Origin of the sequence: Alkaliphilus oremlandii OhILAs (assembly GCF_000018325.1) — a bacterium.
In the GTDB taxonomy this organism is placed as follows: domain Bacteria; phylum Bacillota; class Clostridia; order Peptostreptococcales; family Natronincolaceae; genus Alkaliphilus_B; species Alkaliphilus_B oremlandii.
In genome coordinates, this window is sequence record NC_009922.1 from 1,491,436 (window position 1) to 1,511,781 (window position 20,346).

Consider the following 20,346-nt stretch of genomic DNA (forward strand, 5'->3'; position numbering starts at 1 on the left):
GGCGATGCGCGTAATATTAAGTGGTGGTGGCACTGGGGGCCATATTTACCCAGCGATATCCATTGCCAATAAAATAAAGGAACAACATCCGAAGGCGGAGATTTTATTTATAGGAACAGAAAATGGAATGGAAAGTGAGATTGTTCCGAAAGCAGGGTATCCGATAAAATACGTTACTGTAAGTTATCTGAAAAGAAAAATTTCACTACATAATGTAAAAAGTGCAGCCATGTTGTTAAAGGGAATCGCGGAGGCTAGAAAAATAATCAAAGAGTTTAAACCAGACATTGTTATTGGAACCGGCGGTTTTGTATGCGGGCCTGTATTGTATATGGCATCCAAATTAGGGATTAGGACCATGATTCATGAGCAGAATGTTTTTCCAGGGCTAACCAATCGTATTTTAGATCGGTATGTAGATCGAATCGCCTTGAGTTTCAAAGATGCTGAAAAATACTTTAAACACAAAAACAAACTAGTTGTGACAGGAAATCCGATCCGATCGGATTTTATGGAGGTTACAGAGGTAGAAGCCAGTGCTCGATATAAAACTGATTCAGATTTACCGCTGGTTTTAGTTGTTGGAGGAAGCGGCGGCGCTTTAAAAATTAATAGAGCTGTTGTAGAGATTTTAAATCAATACCAACCGAATAAGTACAGGCTACTTTTGGTAACGGGGAAAAGATTATACAAAAGCACCTTGGAAAGTATCAATGCTGAAAGCTTACAATCCAAACATAAAGTATTCGCCTATGTCAATGATATGCCCCATGCTTTAAAGGCATGTGATCTCATTGTTTGCAGTGCTGGTGCTATTACCATTGCTGAGGTCACTGCTGTAGGAAAGGCATCCATCTTGATACCGAAGGCACATACTGCAGAGAACCATCAGGAGTACAATGCCAATGCGATGGGCAATAAAGGTGCGGCTGTAGTCATTCGTGAGGATGAATTGTCTGGAGAAATTTTAAATAAAAAAATACAGGATATCATAGGGAATATTCAGGTTGTGAAGAAGATGGAAGCGGCCAGCTATAAGGAAGGAATAAGGGATGCAGCAGACAGAATCTATAGTGAAATGCAGGCCTTATTAGAAAGAAAATAAATAATAACACACCTTTGGGACTATTGCATATTATGATTATATATTTGTTTTTTGATACATAATATGCAATCTATATTTTATAAAGATATTCGTTCTGGAGGTGAATTAATAGTGAGTAAAATCATTATTTCCGGTGGTAATAGGATTCATGGTGAAATAAGGGTGGGAGGCGCAAAGAATTCTGTACTCCCAATTTTAGCAGCAACTGTATTAAATGGCGGTACGAACATTGTTCATGATATACCGAATCTCTTGGATGTAGACATAATGGAGAAAATCCTAATATCTTTGGGCTGTTCAGTTGAAAGAGAAAATGGGACCATCGTAGTGAATTCAAAGGAATTGAACAATTATGAAATACCAGAGACCTTAGTAAGAGAGATGAGATCCTCCATTATTTTTTTAGGAGCGCTGTTATCTCGGTATGGAAAAGTAAAAATAAGCTATCCCGGTGGATGTGAAATTGGGCAAAGGCCCATTGATTTACATCTGAAATCTTTGCGTGAAATGGGTGCAAAGATAGAAGAAAAGCATGGCTTTTTAAATTGTGAGGCCAAAGAGCTAAAGGGATGCGAAATACAATTGGATTTTCCAAGTGTAGGTGCTACAGAAAATATCATGTTGGCTGCTGTATTTGCCAAGGGAACCACCATCATAAGAAATGCTGCGAGAGAACCTGAAATTATTGATTTGGAAAACTTTTTAAACGCCATGGGCGGCCGTGTTTCAGGCTCGGGGACTGCAACGATTCGCATTGAGGGTGTGGAGCGACTTTATGATGTAGAACATAATATTATACCGGACAGAATTGTAGCAGGAACTTATTTAATCGCTACAGCGATTACAAAGGGTGAAATTGTTCTACGAAATGTAATCCATGAGCATCTGCAGTCCATTCTATATAAGTTGAGGGAAGCTGGCTGTATCGTGCAAATCTATAATCACAGTTTAAAATTAATAGCCCCAAAGGATATCAAAGCCATCGAATCCATTCGAACGCTGCCGTATCCCGGATACCCTACGGATATGCAGGCGCAGATGATGTCCCTAATGACACTCAGCGATGGCATCACCATCGTTACGGAAAATATCTTTGAAAATCGGTATAAGCATGCAAATGAACTCATAAGAATGGGCGCTAATATCAAGGTTGATGGAAGGGTAGCTATTATTAAGGGCGTACCGAAGCTCAGTGGTGCCACAGTGGTAGCACAGGATTTACGCGGTGGAGCAGCTTTGATCCTAGCAGGGTTAGCTGCAGAAGGTACAACGATTATAGAAAATATCAAACACATTGAAAGAGGCTATGAAAATATACACCAGGTTCTAAATTCATTGGGTGCTAATGTAGCCAAGGATTCTCCAACAATGGTATAATATTAATTGCAGCAATAAGCTGCAATTAAAAATATAGAAAATGGGACAAGCTGAAAGTAGGGGATGGAATGGATTCGAAAAAAAGCTATGCTGAAAAACGAAAAAAAATGCGACAAATCAAAATGAAAATTTCAAGCGTACTCTTTGCTGTAGTGTTTATATTCTGGGGAGTATATTACCTACTGCAGTCGGATCTGATGAACCTAAAAGAAATTGTGGTCCAAGGCAATATGGTCATACAGGAAGAGGAACTGATCCAGGTCTCTAAACTAGCAATGAATAAGAATATATTTAAGTTCAATTTAAAGGAAATACAGGATAATATTAAAACACATCCTTATGTAAAGGATACGAAGGTTCGGAGAAAGCTGCCAAGAACGATCTCCGTTGAAGTGAAAGAGAGAGAAGAATATGCTATAATACCTTATATGGGTTCGTATATATATATCGATGATGAAAATGTAGTTTTGAAAGCTTCTGAAAGCTACATTGCCAATGATCATATTTTAATCACAGGTGTAGAATTTAAAAGCTTTAAAACGGGAGAAAAAATTGATGCCACTAACAATAAGGTGCTGAAAAGTGCTTTGGATATATTGGCAGCGGCAAGAATGACTTCGATATTTGACATGATTTCAGAAATTAACATCAGCGACGAAAAAAACATTCGCCTGATTACGCTGAATGGCGGGGATATATGGCTAGGTGAAGGGAAAGACCCTGCGTATCTTATGGTAGCATTGGATGAAATTTTGGTAAATTTATACACGAAAAACATAAAAAATGTTATAATAGACATGCGATTTGATGGGAATATTTCTGTCATTAATAGAGATACATTGGAGGAATAGCATATGAAAGACTTGAAAGGTAAGATTGCTTTAAGTGCCCTTTGCATTATTTTAGGTGTAACCATATCGACGCAGCTTAAAACAGTAAATAAAAGCACTGGTGGCGTTTTATCTACACAAAAAGCACAACAGCTGGCATTGGAGCTAAAGAAGCTGAGAACAGAAAAGACCACCTTGACAGAGGAATTGACTCAATTAGAGCTACGATTAAAAGAATATGAACTATCAGAAGCTGATGAAAATTTTATTATAAGAAATTTGAAAAATGATTTAGAAAAATATCAAATAGTATCTGGGTACAAAACCGTAGAAGGTCCTGGAATTATTCTTACAATAGATGATCCGATACAAACCCATCTAGGGGAAGGGGAAAGCAGCAGTACGATCATGTATAACTACGAGCTACTTTTAAGTGCTGTAAATATATTAAATGGTGCCGGAGCAGAAGCTATATCGATTAATGATCAAAGATATACTTCGATGACTGAAATTTATTATACATCCAATTCAGTTCTTGTAAATTCAGTTCCCACATTGCCGCCATTCGTTATTAAAGCCATTGGAGATGCAGAATCATTGGAAGCTGCTCTAAACATTCGATTTGGTATTGCAGAAGAAATGAGGGAAGGATATAATTTGCAAGTCAACATCAAAAAGGAAAATACCATTACGATCCCTCGCTATAACAAGACAACAAACTTCCAATATGCAAAGCCGATGAACGCTACTTCTTAGAAAGGTAGAACTTAAAATGAAAATACAGTTAAACAAAGTGATTATTGCAATTCTATGTATTATCTTAGGTGCTTTTATAGCGATTCAATTAAAAAATGTACAAGGTGACTATAGCTTTGTGACATTGAATACCATAGCAGATCTTCAAAATATGGTAAAAAGAGAACAAGAAGAAGTATCCAATCTTAAAGAGCAAATTTCCCTAAATAGGAACAAATTAAATGAATATGAAAAAGCAATTCAGCAGGGTGGTAGTATCAAAGATGTTCTTGACAGAGAGAATCAACTTTTAAAAACCATCAGTGGGTTTCTAGATGTGGAGGGAGCCGGAATTATTATTAAGGTTAGTGACAGTGAGAGGGAGTTATATGAATTTGAGGATCCAAACAATATCATTGTACATGATAGGGATATTCTTACAATCGCAAATGATTTAAAAATTGCAGGTGCTGAAGCCTTGTCCATCAATGGACAAAGGGTCATTAGCCTTTCTGAAATCAAATGTGCAGGTCCTACCATTACTATTAATAACTACACTTATGGTCAGCCGTTTATTATAAAAGCAATTGGCAATAAAGACACCTTAAGTGCAGCAGTAAAGTCACCAGATTCCCATGCGACCATTTTAAAGGATATTTATGGTTTAGGCGTGGAAGTAGAAGTATATGATAATGTGCGGATTTCGAGATATCATAATAATATATCATGGAAATACTTAACACCGAAGGAAGGTGAGTAGATGATTTTTGCTATCGTAGGTTTAGTTCTAGGTCTTGTTTTAGGTTTACAATTGGATATCACTTATCCAGCAAAGTATGCACTTTATATATCCGTTGCAATTTTAGCTGCAATGGACTCTGTTTTTGGAGCAGTGCGATCCATATTGGAAGATAAATTCAATACGGAAATCTTTGTTTCAGGATTTTTTGGCAATGCGATATTGGCTGGATTCTTAGCATATATAGGGGATCGATTAGGCGTTCCGCTATACTATGCAGCAATTTTCGCATTTGGCAGTAGACTTTTCCAAAATTTTGCAATTATAAGAAGACATTTTTTAGGACGAATTCGCTCTAAATAAAATGAGTACCTTTAAAAAGAATGCTATGCGTGTAAACATATAGGGCAGAGGTTATAAAAAACAAAAGAATCATTAGGACTTTATCCTCATTTTTTTATTTCTAAATATTGACATCAACTTTTTTATAGATTGTTATAAATAAAAAAAGGAAATTCGTGATTTTTGTTGAATTACTCTATAGTTTATAAAAATTCATAGCTTTAAATATTCTTTTAATAAAGTATCGTATAAGATTTATATTAATTTAAGTACAATATTTATTAGGAATCACATGGAATCTTCCATGACATAAAAACGAATGTTGCTATTTACATAATAAGGGGGTAATATTGTGTTGGAATTCGATATGAATATGGAACCGTTTGCTAACATAAAGGTAATTGGTGTGGGCGGCGGAGGAAATAATGCTGTAAATCGTATGATTGATTCAGGCTTAAAGGGTGTAGAATTTATTTCTGTAAACACAGATAAGCAGGCATTGTTCACTTCTAAAGCAGAACATAAATTGCAAATCGGTGAGAAACTTACGAGAGGTTTAGGTGCGGGAGCAAATCCTGAAATTGGAAAGAAGGCTGCTGAAGAAAGCAGAGAAGATATTGCTCAGCTACTTCAAGGGGCAGATATGGTATTCATCACCTCCGGAATGGGTGGTGGAACTGGTACAGGTGCTGCACCCATCGTTGCAGAAATCGCTAAAGATTTGGGCATACTTACAGTCGGTGTTGTGACAAAGCCATTTACCTTTGAGGGAAAGAGAAGAATGATGCACGCAGAGCACGGTGTAATGGAGTTAAAGGGTAGAGTAGATACCTTGGTAACCATTCCAAATGATCGACTGCTTCAAGTGATAGAAAAAAGAACGACAATGCTAGAAGCCTTCAAAATAGCAGATGATGTATTGATGCAAGGGGTACAAGGTATTTCTGACTTAATCGCTGTTCCTGGACTCGTGAATTTGGACTTTGCTGACGTAAAAACAATTATGTCCGAGCAAGGTTTAGCGCATATGGGTATCGGTAGGGCAAGTGGAGAAAACCGAGCGGCAGAAGCTGCAAGACAAGCAATCCAGAGTCCACTATTAGAGACCTCAATTGCAGGTGCAAAAGGCGTACTGCTCAATATTACAGGAGGATCTAACCTAGGATTACTTGAAGTTAATGAAGCAGCAGAATTAGTTGCACAAGCTGCGGATCAAGATGCAAACATTATTTTTGGTGCTGTAATCAATGAGGATTTAAAAGATGAAATTAGAATTACAGTTATTGCTACAGGCTTCGATAATGACATCATAAAAAAGATTGATGTGAAGGAGAAAACCATTATCAAAAAACCAGAGGTAGCGGAAGTAGCAGTTACAGAGGAAGAAGATACCAAAACAATGAAATCTGAAAGAAATGAGGACCTAGATATTCCGATTTTCCTTAGAAGAAGAAAATAGCATTGTGGCAATTCTCGCTTTCAGCTTTAATAAGATGATATTTATTGGAATGAATTAAATTAAAGAAGTAAATAGAAAGAAAAAGAAGTTATCTTATAATTTATAGGATAACTTCTTTTTTTTCACTTATAGAACACTTTCCAACCTTAAGGTTCATATAAAGTATTTTTTCGACTACAGTTAATGACAAAAAAATAAGATACAATCCTATATAATATACATAAAGAGAAAAAAATTGAATACTTCTATATTAAATCAATTATGTTTAGAGGTGAATGAATGATTGTATATGCAGAATATGTATTTTTAGAAAATTTTATTATGAATTATATCATACTATCTCTCACTGGGAAGTTTGCTAAATACCATAATAAACAGATCAAGTTGATTTTAGGTGCCGCATTTGGTGCTCTCTATGCATTCGTTATATTTTTTCCATCCCTGCACTTTTTATTTTCAGTATTGATGAAGCTAGCTTGTTCCATGATCATCATCATCGTTGCATTTACACCGTATAAATTTAAGGATTTTTTTAGATTAATCGGTATATTTTATTTAATCACCTTAATCTTTGGAGGCGCGGGATTTGCATTGTTTTATTTTACTAGTTTTAATGGGATTGTCAGTAACGGAATATTTTACACATCAAGTATTACGGTGAAAAATATATTTATTTCCTGTGGCGTAGGATATATATTGATTAAATTTTGCTGGGAATACATACAAAGACAATCTTCTAAGGAAAAAATCGTAATGGATATCTGTATTGACATCAATAAAGAAAAAATAATTCTAAAGGGATTGGTGGATACGGGAAACTCCTTAACGGATCCCATTAGCAAGTATCCAGTGATCATTGTGGAGTACAATAAAATAGAGGAAATTTTCCCGAAGGAAGTCAAAGAAATTTTTACAAACAATCATTTATTTAGTATGGATAAAATTTTTGAAAACATCAATGAAAATCACTGGATAACCAGACTTAGAATCATTCCATACCAAGCTTTGGGTACGGAAAATGGCATGTTGATTGGATTTAAACCAGATAATGTCCTCATCTATAATGAACAATATCATAAAGATATTCAGGATATTATCGTGGCAATTTACAATAAAAAGCTTTCAAAATATGGAGATTATGCAGCTTTATTGCATCCAGATATTATTTAAGCAAATATCTTAAGGTGAATACAAAATTGAAACGGGGGTAACTTAAGTGAAAAGAATTGTAGTAAAGTTTAGATTGTTATGTCGGTACTATTGGGTTAAAATTTTAAAGAAGTTGAAGCGATACCATGCAGAAAGCATTTATTATATAGGAGGCAGCGAGGCTTTGCCACCGCCTTTAAGTAATGATGAGGAAAATCTTTTAATATCAAAGCTGAAAAGTGATGAAAGTACAGTTCGAACGATTTTAATAGAGAGAAATTTAAGATTGGTCGTTTATATTGCTAGAAAATTTGAAAATACAGGAATTGGAATCGAAGACCTCATATCCATTGGGACCATCGGTTTAATAAAAGCAGTAAATACCTTTAATCCAGAAAAGAATATCAAACTGGCCACCTATGCATCCCGATGTATTGAAAATGAAATCTTAATGTATTTAAGAAGAAATAGCAAAGTAAAGATGGAGGTTTCATTTGATGAACCGTTGAATATCGATTGGGACGGAAACGAACTGTTACTTTCGGATATACTGGGAACAGAGAATGATGTCATCCATAAATTTTTAGAAGAAGAAGTGGACAGAGATTTATTAAAAATAGCCCTAGAGAAATTAAGTAAGAGAGAAAAGAAAATCATGGAATTAAGGTTTGGTCTCAATACTGGACAAGAAAAAACACAGAAGGAAGTTGCAGATATTTTAGGGATTTCTCAATCCTATATCTCAAGGTTAGAAAAGCGAATCATTACAAGATTACAAAAAGAAATCAACAGATTGGTATAAAAAAAACTTCTATAGAAACTCTATAGGGAAGCTTTTCTTGAAACGCATTTGCAGTAAGGTTCTTTTTTGAAATCTATTATAAGTAGAACTTTCCTATTTGTTATAAAATAGCTACCATAAAAAAGTATAATTTCAGCCAAAGAGTCAATAATCTAAATACTAAAGGGGTAATTCATAGTGAAAGGGCTGAAAAACAATGCATATTAATAAAGTTGAAATCTGCGGAGTAAATACATCAGAATTACCAGTGTTGAAAAATAGTCAAATGCGAGTTCTATTCGATAGAATTCACAAAGGGGATAATAGCGCTAGAGAAGAATTTATACAAGGAAACTTGAGATTGGTATTGAGCGTGATTCAAAGATTCAACAATCGCGGGGAACATGTGGATGACCTATTTCAAGTGGGATGTATTGGTCTTATAAAGGCTATTGATAATTTTGATCTCAGTCACAATGTGCGTTTTTCAACTTATGCTGTTCCAATGATCATTGGGGAAATCAGAAGGTATTTAAGGGACAATAATTCAATTAGAGTCAGCAGATCTCTAAGAGATACAGCCTATAAAGCCCTTCAGGTAAGAGAACAGCTGATCAATAAAAACTCTAAAGAGCCAACGATTGCTCAAATTGCTGAAGAGTTAAATCTTCCAAGGGAAGATGTTGTATTTGCTCTAGATGCAATACAAGATCCCGTCTCCCTGTTCGAGCCGATCTATCAGGATAGTGGCGATGCTATCTTCGTTATGGATCAAGTCTGTGACGAAAAAAGTGAAGATGAATGCTGGATTGATGGTATTGCCTTGAGAGAGGCTATGAGAAAGCTAAATTCTCGAGAAAAACATATCCTTTCATTGCGATTTTTTGAAGGAAGAACGCAGATGGAGGTTGCAGATGAAATCGGCATATCTCAAGCGCAGGTCTCTAGGCTAGAAAAAACAGCATTAAAACATATGCGAAAGTATATTTAATCCCTCTGAAAGAGGGATTTTTAACTTTAAGCACTTGAAACTTTACGCAGTGTTTAAAGTTGAGTGCGCCATAAAGCTTGTGAGTCTAAATGAACAAATTTTATTTTATACATGAAACCATAACGAGTTGTATTTTTTCTAATAACAGCACCGATCTATCTAGATATAAAAAATTAACACCTAAAAGGCATAATTTAAGGAGAACATATATAAATATAAATAAACAAGTTATATAAAATGTACTTAGGAGGGGGACCATTGATAAAAGCATCGGATTTAACAGAAAAAGAGGTTGTAAATATAACAGATGGTAGAAGAATTGGATTGATTACTGATTTAGAGGTAGATTTACATAAGGGACGAATTAATGCCGTCATAATTCCTGATGGGGGTAGAATGGGAGGGATATTCAGTAAAGAGCTAGAATATGAGATTAAATGGAGCCAAATAAAGAAAATTGGGGAAGATGTGATTCTAGTGGAGATAAGAGACACAGTAGAACCTGCTGTTTATTCCAATAGAGAGGAAGAAGTAAGTTATACACCGAAGGAAAAACCTAAAATTTCCTCTGATACGATTTAACATGAATTTAACATGGAAAAAAGTTTCAAAAAAATTAGACATCTAAATTAGAGTATATTATAATATAGATAGATTTGTAGAAAATTTATTCAATAAATTATAATATGTGGCATGTGGAGGGAGGAATTGCCATGAATTGCCCCTTTTGTTCTCACAATGATTCCAAAGTAATCGACTCTAGACCAACGGATGAAGGACAAGCTATACGTAGAAGAAGAGAATGTATTTCATGCTCTAAACGATTTACTACTTACGAAAAAATTGATGAGATACCATTGATTGTGGTTAAAAAAAATGGAAATAGAGAACCTTATAATCGAAATAAGATTCTAAATGGTGTGATTCGGTCCTGTGAAAAAAGACCTGTATCCATGAAAGATATTGAAAACTTGGTAGATGGTATAGAGAAACAGATTCATAACACAATGGAGCGAGAAATCACGACAGAGTTGATTGGAAATTTAGTAATTGATAAGATTAAAGATTTAGATGGCGTTGCTTACGTAAGGTTTGCTTCTGTATATAGAGAATTCAAAGACATTAATACTTTTATGGATGAGGTAAAGAAGATTTTAAGTGAAAAACCTAGTTTATAATAAAGAGCAGGTATGGAACTTGCTCTTTTCTAATATTCAGGAGGTAAGAGTATGACGTATACCATAGAAAATAGTGGTCAGATTCAATTCATAACCTTTGACGCCTTAGAGAATATCCCTTTTATTCGTCATGGATTTAGTACGCGGATTGGCGGTGTTAGCCAAGGTGTCTACAATTCTTTAAATCTCGGTGTAAAGACGGGAGACAGTATAGAAGATGTGGAACAAAATATTCAGATGTTTACAGCAGCTGTTGGACTAAACTATGAAAATTTAGTAGTGTCAGACCAAGTCCATGGCGATATCATAAAAATAGTCCTTGAAGAAGATAAAGGAAAGGGATTCTTTAAAGAAAGAGACTACCATGGTGTGGATGGTTTAATCACCAATATTCCGGGTATTCCTTTATTGACGATATTTGCAGACTGCGTACCCATATACTTTGTAGACATTGCAAAAAAAGTAGTTGGTCTTAGTCATGCTGGCTGGAAGGGAACGAGGTTAAAGATCGGCAAAAAAACAGTGGAGATGATGGTATGCCATTATGGCTCAGATCCAAAGGATATTGTCGCCCTAATCGGCCCATCGATTAAAAAGTGTTGCTACGAAGTAGATCAATTTGTTATCAATGAGTTTGAAAGCTCATTTGGGAGTGTGTCTTCCTTTACAACGCCAAAAAAAGATGGAAAATATATGCTAGATTTATGGACTGCAAACAAAATCGTTCTTTTAGAAGCCGGTTTACGAGATGAGAATATAAGGAACTCAAATTTATGTACAAGCTGTCATTCGGACTTATTCTATTCCTATAGGAAAGAAAATGGAGTGACCGGAAGAATGGGCGCGATCATCCAATTAATATAAGGTGAGGTGTTATAATGAATCCAAAACAAAATAAAACAATACTGGTTGTTGATGATGAAGAGCATATTCTAGAGTTAATAAGATTTAATCTAGAAAAAGAGGGGTATGATGTTCTCTTATGTGAAAATGGTGATGAATGTATTCCTATGATACAGAATAATAAGGTGGATTTAGTAGTTTTAGATTTGATGCTACCTGGTATGGATGGCATTCAAATCTGTAAAAAACTCAATCGAATGGATGAATACGAAAACCTACCAATTATTATGCTAACTGCTAAAAGTGAGGAAACTGATAGAGTTTTAGGGCTGGAGCTGGGTGCAGACGATTATATAACGAAACCCTTCAGTGTTAGAGAGTTGATTGCTAGAATAAGAGCTGTATTAAGAAGAAGTGAAAGCAAGCAAGATAGTAGTAGATATGAGAATAAAGAAAAGAGCATTGTGGTAAAGGATTTAATCATTGATGTTGAAGAGCATACGGTATCCATTGATGGTGTTTATGTGGAACTGACCCTGAAAGAATTTGAATTATTAAAAATGTTATCGGAAAACAGAGGAAAGGTATTGTCTAGAAACTTATTATTGGATGAAATCTGGGGATATGAGTACTTTGGTGAAACAAGAACGGTAGACGTTCATATTCGCCATCTCCGTAGAAAGATCGGGGATGATAAGTCCAATGAATATATTGAGACCATCAGAGGGATCGGATATAAGATGAAGTAGGTGAAGGTTATGCAGAAAAGAATATTTGCTGTTTTTACATTAATCCTATTTGTAAGTACACTACTAACAGGATTCCTTTCGTTGAGTCTCATAACAGACAACTATACTAGAGAGCTGGAGGAACGATTAATTTCAAATGCACAATTAATTGAAAGCATCCTTATCGAAGATGGAAAGATTCATAATTCTTTAGAAATACAAAGACTCTCTAAAGAACTAGGGGAGAAAATAGAGTCTAGAATTACGATTATCGATGAATCAGGGGAGGTTTTAGGGGATACATTAGGCCATGATTTGCCTAGAGAAAATCATAAAGACCGACCAGAAATAGTAGAAGGATTTAGTGGGAGAATTGGAAAAACCATTCGGTATAGTGATACCACTCACAAAGAAATGCTCTATGTGGCTGTTCCTGTGGAGACGGAGCAAGGAGCGTTATTTGTTATTAGGCTATCCATTGGTCTGGAAAAAATAAAGCATATGCATCACCGCTTAATTTACTATATCGGATTTTCGATCTTAGTCAGTTTATTCTCTGCACTATTATTGGGATATCGATTCATCGGAAGATTGATGGACCCAATCAAGCAGATCATAGAGGCGTCCATGAAAATTTCCAGTGGCAACTTTGAGCGGAGGGTTAAAATCCAATCGGATGATGAAATTGGGGAATTAGCCGTTAACTTTAATCATATGGCCGATCATCTTGAGAGCACCATCCTTCAGTTATCTGATAGTAATACGAAATTTAAAGCCTTATTAACCAGTATGGTAAATCCAATTATCGCCATTGATACCAATCGGCATATTATACTATTCAATCAATCTGCAGAAAAACTCTTTAAGATCGATGCAAAAGATGCTCTTGGCAGGGATGTTATTCAAATTATAGAAGAAAATTATTTGGATAGACAACTGATTAAAGTTTTTACCACAGAGGAGGCAAATTTTGAAATCAGTATTAAAAGACCAGCAAAAAAGATACTGAGCATCAATGCAAACCCAATTCACTTGGAGCATGATCCAACTAGAATCATGGGAATTGTAGCAATTATGGAAGATGTTACAGAGATTAGAAGGCTAGAGAAAATGAGATCAGATTTCGTTACAAATGTTTCTCATGAGCTAAAAACCCCGTTGACTTCAATCAATGGTTTTGTTGAAACATTAAAAAGCGGTGCGGTCGAAGATCGAGATGTGGCAATGCGTTTTCTTGATATTATAGAGATTGAGACAGATCGGTTAAAGAGGTTAATTAATGATATCCTAACCCTTTCAGAAATCGAAAGTATGGAAACTAAATTTATAGTCAATGAAATTTTCCCAAGTGATACTTTAATGGAAGTTGTAGATTTTATTATACCTCTTGCAGACTCGAAGGAAATAGAGTTGTTTACAGATATTGATTCAGCCTTACCCAGTATATACGGCAATAGAGATTGGTTTAAGCAAATTGTGATCAATCTGCTGGACAATTCAATTAAATATACGCCCATTGGCGGGAAGGTTGAATTAACTGCTTATACAAAAGATAACAATATCGTTCTTCACGTGAAGGACACTGGAATTGGAATCCCTAAAAAAGACCTACCAAGATTGTTTGAAAGGTTTTATCGAGTAGATAAAGCTCGAAGCAGGAAAGTTGGTGGCACTGGATTAGGATTAGCCATTGTGAAATACATCGTTTTATCATTTAATGGAAAAATCAACGTGGACAGTGAAGAAGGAAATGGTACAGAATTTATTGTAACAATACCAATTACAAGCAGTTAGAAGATCGAATTTATTATACAGATAAGATGCTCTTAAATGAGGCATCTTTTTTTGTGACGAAAATTACACCTTTTAGTATAGTTTAATTCTTGGAAGGGAAATATAAAATAACTGAAATAGTTAGATGCACACTAAAAATATAAGAAAACACAAGAAAATTTAATTATTTTCTCAAGGAGGAATTGACATGTCTGGAGGCATGATTTTATTAGTAGTGATAACTGTACTGATTTTAATGGGATTGGGTCATAGAGTCCTAGATCGATTGCGGCTCAGCGATAAGGCAGCTCTTGCCATACTCATAGCCATTGTTATTTCAACAATATTTATACCTGATATCAATATCACAGATAAGGTATCTTTTAATGTTGGGGGCTTTATTATCCCCATGGCCTTAGCCATATACTTATTTGTAAAGGCAGAAACGGGGAAGGAAAAAATACGTTCTATTATTGGTGCTTTAGTTACAGGAGCTGTGGTATACCTCGTACAACGATACGTTCTGCCCAGTGACCCAGAGGCAATGTACATCGATCCCAACTATGTATACCCTCTGATCGGTGGTATGATCGCCTATATTCTGGGAAGATCTAGACGTGGTGCGTTCATTGCCGGAGTGGTAGGCATTGTAATCAGTGACTTAATACAGTTGATTATAAATAATATGAATAACATTGCTGCACCTACCAGATTTGGAGGTGCTGGCGGAGTGGACACAACATTTATGACAGGAGTATTGGCCGTATTGATTGCAGAAATCGTAGGAGAGACTAGAGAAAGGCTTCAAGGAGGAACAGCAAAGAAAAGATTACACTTTGATAAAGGGCACTTTGTCAGTTCATTAGGTGAAAATAACAAGAAAAATAAAAATGAATTATATAAAACCAGAGGTGATAAAGATGACAAAAAATAGATTTTTATTTTTTCTATTGATAATACTCATGGTGATGACCCAATTTGTATCTGCCGATGATTGGTATGATAAAAATGGAGGATATTATAAGGTGTATGATTCTAATACGAATAAGGTAATATTTGAAACCGCTAGGATCGTCAACAAAGGCGATCAGTATTTAAGTGGTGACAATAAAATGTATAAGGTGACCAAGGTCAATAAGAAGAATAATACCGCTTATGCAGAATTTATGGAAGATGTAGTTCTACCGAAAGTAGATAAAGAAATGTTAACCAGCATAAAACAAGGATTATCGGAAGGTTTTTCCATAGATTCTCTATTGGCACAGGCAGGGAATAGCGGGAAGGAAGATAGGAAAGTAGGAATATACGCAACCCACAGTTCAGAGTCTTATGTGCCGACAGATGGTAGTGAAAGCATTGCAGACAATGGTGGAATATTTAAAGTAGCAGAAAAATTGAAGCAAGGATTTGAAAGCAATGGTGTAAATGCTATATTAGACAACACCTCTCATGATCCTCATGATGCGGGAGCCTATAAAAGATCTCGAAGAACTGCTCTGCAATTAATTAGAGAACAACAGCCAACCGCTATGATTGATGTTCATAGGGATGCTATTCCTGCAGAACAGTATCTTGTAGATATCGATGGAAATCCAGCTTCTAAAGTAAGACTAGTTGTTGGTCGAAGGAACCAGAATTTTAAAGCAAATGAAGAAATGGCCATGAAAGTAAAAGCAGTAGCTGATGAAATGCATCCAGGCTTAATAAAGGATGTATTTTACGCAAAAGGAGATTACAATCAAGACTTGACACCGAGAGCAATGCTTTTAGAGATGGGAACATATTTGCATACGAGAGAAAGAGCAGAGAAATCTGCTGGATATATTTCTGAAATAATTACCACAGCTTTATTTGGTGGAACCTTTAAAGAAGAAAACAATGCAGGTGTCAATAAAGTAGAAGGGAACAAGCCTACAGGAACAGGAACTGTTAATAAAGCTCAGTCCATCAGCAAAAGTAATACCGGCTCTGGGACTGGTATTATGGCCGTATTAATTGTGGTTGTCCTTGGCGGAATTGGATTTATGTTTTTAAGCAGCGGTGGTAGAGAATGGAAATCTAAAATGTCCAACTTTAAACAGGAATTTGCGAATTTCTTGGGAAGAAAGAAAAACAAAAGATGATTTTAAAAAAGTAAAAGTATCTGGAGAGAAGGATCCCATGAAAATCATATATTTATATAGAAGGAACGCATATGCAGCTATTATGGCTGCATATGCACATTTAAAGCTAAATGCACCGAAGAATCTTGACTATGTGAGAGAAAGCTATCGAAAAGAAGGCTATTTTTTTTATTTAGGGATGGACGAAGATTTCAATGAGGTGTATTTACTATATAGCGAAAGAAAGGGTCTAATTTTAACAAATCTATTACATGGATTTGCTGCCTTGTATCATCAAAATATTAAAATAATTGATTTAAACTAAAATATAAGAGTAAGAAAGAGGGCATTCATGAAAATAATATATAGCTGCTATGGTGGTGCTCATTCTTCAGTTGTGGCATCTGCAATTCACATGGGATATTTACCAATGGATAGAATTCCGAGAGACGAGGAGATCCTCAGTGTTCCATACTATGATCAATCTCCAAAGGAATATATCGGAACACCGCTATACGTGGGGACGGACGAAAAACTACGAGATATTTACATAGTTGGAATGGGTCCTTACCGAAGAGAATACACAGAGATCGCCTACAATTTTACTTATAGCCTATGTAATAGTGCCACTGGGGATATTAGAATCGTCAATGTAATTCCCTTATTAAATTTTACGATTCGATTGGGTGGATTTCTTTCCCGTAGATTAGGATTGATCGGAATGGGAAGGCCCCTAACCGTAAAAGGGATTCAAAAAAATTATCCTCTTTTTATTGATTTAGTCCGTGATGTAAAAAGAAGATATTAAATAAAAGGTTCGTAATACTTGACGCATATTACAACAAAATGATAGTATTATTTGATGTATAGAAAATATTATGGTATAATATTAGTACCTAGTATTAAAACTAAGTAAAAGTAGGTGTAACATTGAAAGAAGCTTGTATAAAAAATATAATCAGTAAAGTATACAGTGGGAGCATTGCAGAAGAAGTGGGCATCGAAGTGGGAGATGAACTGCTTAAAATAAACGGGCATGAAATAGAAGATATTATTGAATATAGATACTTTTTAACGGAAGAGTATTTAGAAGTAGAGATACTAAAAGTGGATGGAGAAAACTGGATTATAGAAATTGACAAGGAATACGATGAAGACTTGGGTATAGAGTTTGAAAACCCAATTATTGATCAAGCGAAGAGTTGTAGAAACAAATGTGTTTTTTGTTTTATTGATCAATTACCTCCAAATATGAGACAGAGCCTTTATTTCAAAGATGATGACTCTAGACTATCTTTTTTACAAGGAAACTATATTACTTTAACCAATATGAGTGAAGAGGATATCAATAAGATTGTTCAGTATAGAATCAGCCCAATCAATATATCTGTACATACAACCAACGGAGAGCTTAGAAAAAAGATGTTGAATAACCGATTCGCAGGGAATATTCTCGAAATATTAAAGAAACTTGCGGAGAATCATATTCAAATGAATTGTCAAATCGTTCTCTGCCCAGATTTAAATGATAAAGAAGAACTGGACAATACCATTAGAGATCTAGGAAAGCTCAGTGCAAGTATCGGTAGTGTAGCTGTTGTACCGGTAGGGTTAACTGCTTATAGAGAAGGATTATATGATATGAAACCTTTTCATAAGGAAACCGCAGCGAATACAATTGATCAAGTGGAAAAGTGGCAGAAAAAGTTTCAGTCCACAATTGGACGAAATCTTGTCCATGTTTCAGATGAATTCTATGTTCTAGCTCATCGGGATTTTCCACCATATGACAATTACGAAGGGTTCCCCCAGCTAGAAAACGGCGTAGGCTTAGCTACAAAGTTTAAACACGAATTTGATCAATACTTAAAAAAACTACCAATTCAATTAAAACAGCCGAAATCTATCACTGTAGTTACAGGCACTGCGGCATGTCAGCTGATTACTAAAATGTGCCAAGATTTGATGAAGAAAATTAAAAATCTAAAAATCAATGTTGTTTGCGTAGAGAACAAGTTTTTCGGTGGGCACGTATCCGTTAGTGGATTAACCACTGGACAAGATATCTATCATACATTGAAGGGTAAAGAACTAGGAGAAAAAATCTTTATTCCAGAGTCTATGATGAAATCTGGCGAAGAAGTTTTTCTAGACGATTATACCGTTACAAGATTGGAAGAAGACCTGGGCGTAGATATTCAGATCTGCGAAGTGGAGGGTAAAACATTTATTCGGAGGATGTTAAATTTAAAAGTAAATAATAAAATTAGGGGTGAAGTAAATGGCTAGACCAATTGTTGCAGTTGTAGGACGACCAAATGTAGGGAAATCCACTTTATTTAATAAAATTGCAGGAGAAAGAATTTCAATTGTAGAAAATAAACCGGGGGTAACCCGTGATCGAATCTATGCAGAAGCTGAATGGCTGAATTACCAATTTACACTGATTGATACAGGGGGAATCGAACCGGAATCTGAAGAGATCATACCGGCTCAAATGAGAAGGCAAGCTGAATTGGCGATGGAAACTGCCAACGTAATCATATTCGTTGTAGACGGAAGAGAGGGTCTCACATCAGTGGATCGAGACGTTGCAGAGCTTCTTAGAAAAACAAAAAAACCTGTGATTGTAACTTTAAACAAAGTAGATACGAGACATCAGTCTGAGCATTTTTATGAATTTTATGAGTTGGGCATGGGGGACCCGATTGAAATATCTGCTTCCTTAGGTCTCGGCATTGGGGATCTATTGGATGAAGTTGTAAAAAATTTCAATCCAGAGGATTATAATCAATATGATGATGACGTTATTAAAGTGGCGATGATCGGTAAGCCTAATGTGGGTAAATCTTCTTTGATCAATCGAATATTAGGAGAAGAAAGAGTTATTGTTAGTGATATTGCAGGTACTACAAGGGATGCCATCGATACGCCATTCACCGATGGGGATGACAGATATGTATTGATTGATACCGCAGGTATTCGAAGAAAAAGCCGTATAACAGAAAGTATAGAAAAATATAGTATTGTTCGTGCTATTGCTGCCGTAGAGAAGTCTGATGTCTGCCTTCTTGTCATTGATGCTTCAGAAGGTGTTACAGAGCAAGATAAAAAAATCGCAGGATATAGTCATGAAAATGGAAAAGGTATGGTTATCGTTGTAAATAAGTGGGATATCATCGAGAAGGATAATCACACGATGAATGAATTTATTAAAGAAATACGAAACGAGCTGACTTATATCAGCTACGCACCGATTGTATTCGTATCAGCATTAACTGGGCAAAGAATGAATAAAATATTAGAAGAAGTAAAGCATGTATCCAATCAAAATGCCATGAGAATTCCTACTGGGGCATTGAATGAAGTCATTGGAGAGGCCATATTGCTAAATCAGGCACCATCTGACAAAGGTAAGCGATTGAAGGTGTTCTACGCGACGCAGGCTTCTGTAAAACCACCGACTTTCATCTTGTTTATCAATGATAAAGAACTAATGCACTTCTCTTACTTGAGATACTTAGAAAATAAAATTCGAGAGAACTTTGGTTTTGAAGGAACACCGATACGATTTATTTTACGAGAGAAAACAGGGAGGGATTAATCGATGGGGGGCAATATTATTTTAATTATAATTGCCTATTTTCTGGGGAATTTTTCAACATCGTATTTCGTTGGAAAGATATTTGCCCAAATTGACATCAGAGAGCATGGCAGCGGTAATGCCGGTTCTACCAATGTCCTAAGAACCTTAGGTGTTAAAGCAGCAGCACTTACATTCCTAGGCGATCTAATCAAAGGAATTTTGGCCGTCTATTTAGGTAGCAAATTTGGCGGTAAGGACTTAGAAATCTTGTGTGCCGTAGCTGTAGTAATTGGACATAATTGGCCCATACTTCTAGGGTTTAAAGGAGGGAAAGGTATTGCAACGACCATTGGTGTAATATTGGCTATAAAGCCCATCATTGCATTGATCTGTGTATCTTTTGGTATTCTTGTATTATATAAATTTAAATACGTTTCCTTAGCTTCTATTTCTGCTATCAGTCTTTTACCTTTCGCTTTGATCGGTTATGGATTGCAACACTTTTTATTTGGACTCATTCTAGCTTTAATGGCCCTCTATCGACATCGAGAGAATATTAAAAGACTTTTAGCTGGTACTGAAAGAAAAATTGGAAAAGCATCAAAGGAAATATGAAGGAGAGTTTAAT

General features: G+C 35.7%; 22 protein-coding genes. All 22 read left to right on the forward strand.

What is annotated here, in order from left to right:
- Positions 1–4: 4 nt before the first annotated feature.
- The 22 genes from murG to plsY all read left to right on the forward strand — a co-directional run bounded on the left by murG (position 5) and on the right by plsY (position 20,333).
- Positions 5–1,105: an undecaprenyldiphospho-muramoylpentapeptide beta-N-acetylglucosaminyltransferase gene (gene murG, locus CLOS_RS07115; protein WP_012159235.1), complete on the forward strand. Its 1,101-nt coding sequence runs from the start codon at positions 5–7 to the stop codon at positions 1,103–1,105.
- A 111-nt stretch (positions 1,106–1,216) separates the two neighbouring features.
- On the forward strand, positions 1,217–2,482 hold the full coding sequence (gene murA, locus CLOS_RS07120) for a UDP-N-acetylglucosamine 1-carboxyvinyltransferase (protein WP_012159236.1): 1,266 nt from the start codon (positions 1,217–1,219) through the stop codon (positions 2,480–2,482).
- A gap of 68 nt (positions 2,483–2,550) precedes the next feature.
- Positions 2,551–3,333, forward strand: coding sequence for a cell division protein FtsQ/DivIB (locus CLOS_RS07125; RefSeq protein ID WP_012159237.1), 783 nt, complete (start codon positions 2,551–2,553; stop codon positions 3,331–3,333).
- Positions 3,334–3,336: 3 nt separating this feature from the next.
- The gene (locus CLOS_RS07130; protein WP_012159238.1) at positions 3,337–4,068 is read left to right on the forward strand and encodes a DUF881 domain-containing protein; all 732 of its coding nucleotides are present in this window, start codon (positions 3,337–3,339) and stop codon (positions 4,066–4,068) included.
- Between the two features lie 16 nt (positions 4,069–4,084).
- Positions 4,085–4,807, forward strand: a complete 723-nt coding sequence (locus tag CLOS_RS07135; RefSeq protein WP_012159239.1) for a DUF881 domain-containing protein — start codon at positions 4,085–4,087, stop codon at positions 4,805–4,807.
- Entirely contained in the window at positions 4,808–5,149 is a 342-nt protein-coding gene (locus CLOS_RS07140) for a small basic family protein (RefSeq protein ID WP_012159240.1), read from the forward strand.
- A 331-nt stretch (positions 5,150–5,480) separates the two neighbouring features.
- A complete protein-coding gene (ftsZ, locus tag CLOS_RS07145; protein ID WP_012159241.1) occupies positions 5,481–6,587 on the forward strand; it encodes a cell division protein FtsZ in 1,107 nt (368 codons plus the stop codon).
- Between the two features lie 279 nt (positions 6,588–6,866).
- A complete protein-coding gene (spoIIGA, locus tag CLOS_RS07150) occupies positions 6,867–7,757 on the forward strand; it encodes a sigma-E processing peptidase SpoIIGA (RefSeq protein ID WP_012159242.1) in 891 nt (296 codons plus the stop codon).
- A 55-nt stretch (positions 7,758–7,812) separates the two neighbouring features.
- Positions 7,813–8,538, forward strand: coding sequence for an RNA polymerase sporulation sigma factor SigE (sigE, locus tag CLOS_RS07155; protein ID WP_049753892.1), 726 nt, complete (start codon positions 7,813–7,815; stop codon positions 8,536–8,538).
- Positions 8,539–8,734: 196 nt separating this feature from the next.
- On the forward strand, positions 8,735–9,508 hold the full coding sequence (gene sigG, locus CLOS_RS07160) for an RNA polymerase sporulation sigma factor SigG (RefSeq protein WP_012159244.1): 774 nt from the start codon (positions 8,735–8,737) through the stop codon (positions 9,506–9,508).
- Positions 9,509–9,766: 258 nt separating this feature from the next.
- Positions 9,767–10,090 (forward strand): YlmC/YmxH family sporulation protein, encoded by a 324-nt coding sequence (locus tag CLOS_RS07165; protein ID WP_012159245.1) that lies wholly within the window; start codon positions 9,767–9,769, stop codon positions 10,088–10,090.
- Between the two features lie 131 nt (positions 10,091–10,221).
- Positions 10,222–10,686: a transcriptional regulator NrdR gene (gene nrdR, locus CLOS_RS07170; RefSeq protein WP_012159246.1), complete on the forward strand. Its 465-nt coding sequence runs from the start codon at positions 10,222–10,224 to the stop codon at positions 10,684–10,686.
- A 51-nt stretch (positions 10,687–10,737) separates the two neighbouring features.
- Entirely contained in the window at positions 10,738–11,550 is an 813-nt protein-coding gene (pgeF, locus tag CLOS_RS07175) for a peptidoglycan editing factor PgeF (RefSeq protein ID WP_012159247.1), read from the forward strand.
- A 14-nt stretch (positions 11,551–11,564) separates the two neighbouring features.
- Complete coding sequence (locus CLOS_RS07180) at positions 11,565–12,278, forward strand: response regulator (RefSeq protein ID WP_012159248.1); 714 nt, start codon at positions 11,565–11,567, stop codon at positions 12,276–12,278.
- Between the two features lie 9 nt (positions 12,279–12,287).
- Positions 12,288–14,051: a two-component system histidine kinase PnpS gene (gene pnpS / locus CLOS_RS07185; protein WP_012159249.1), complete on the forward strand. Its 1,764-nt coding sequence runs from the start codon at positions 12,288–12,290 to the stop codon at positions 14,049–14,051.
- 187 nt (positions 14,052–14,238) lie between these two features.
- Positions 14,239–14,964 (forward strand): DUF1614 domain-containing protein, encoded by a 726-nt coding sequence (locus CLOS_RS07190; protein ID WP_012159250.1) that lies wholly within the window; start codon positions 14,239–14,241, stop codon positions 14,962–14,964.
- Entirely contained in the window at positions 14,951–16,153 is a 1,203-nt protein-coding gene (spoIIP, locus tag CLOS_RS07195; RefSeq protein WP_012159251.1) for a stage II sporulation protein P, read from the forward strand. The genes CLOS_RS07190 and spoIIP overlap by 14 nt, the downstream gene beginning before the upstream one ends.
- Positions 16,154–16,190: 37 nt before the next feature.
- Complete coding sequence (locus CLOS_RS15890; protein ID WP_012159252.1) at positions 16,191–16,457, forward strand: DUF3189 family protein; 267 nt, start codon at positions 16,191–16,193, stop codon at positions 16,455–16,457.
- A gap of 27 nt (positions 16,458–16,484) precedes the next feature.
- On the forward strand, positions 16,485–16,940 hold the full coding sequence (locus CLOS_RS07205; RefSeq protein ID WP_012159253.1) for a DUF3189 family protein: 456 nt from the start codon (positions 16,485–16,487) through the stop codon (positions 16,938–16,940).
- 122 nt (positions 16,941–17,062) lie between these two features.
- On the forward strand, positions 17,063–18,421 hold the full coding sequence (locus CLOS_RS07210) for a DUF512 domain-containing protein (protein WP_012159254.1): 1,359 nt from the start codon (positions 17,063–17,065) through the stop codon (positions 18,419–18,421).
- Positions 18,414–19,736, forward strand: a complete 1,323-nt coding sequence (gene der / locus CLOS_RS07215) for a ribosome biogenesis GTPase Der (RefSeq protein WP_012159255.1) — start codon at positions 18,414–18,416, stop codon at positions 19,734–19,736. Before CLOS_RS07210 ends, der begins: the two co-directional genes overlap by 8 nt.
- Positions 19,737–19,739: 3 nt before the next feature.
- Positions 19,740–20,333 (forward strand): glycerol-3-phosphate 1-O-acyltransferase PlsY, encoded by a 594-nt coding sequence (gene plsY / locus CLOS_RS07220; RefSeq protein WP_012159256.1) that lies wholly within the window; start codon positions 19,740–19,742, stop codon positions 20,331–20,333.
- Positions 20,334–20,346 lie beyond the last annotated feature (13 nt).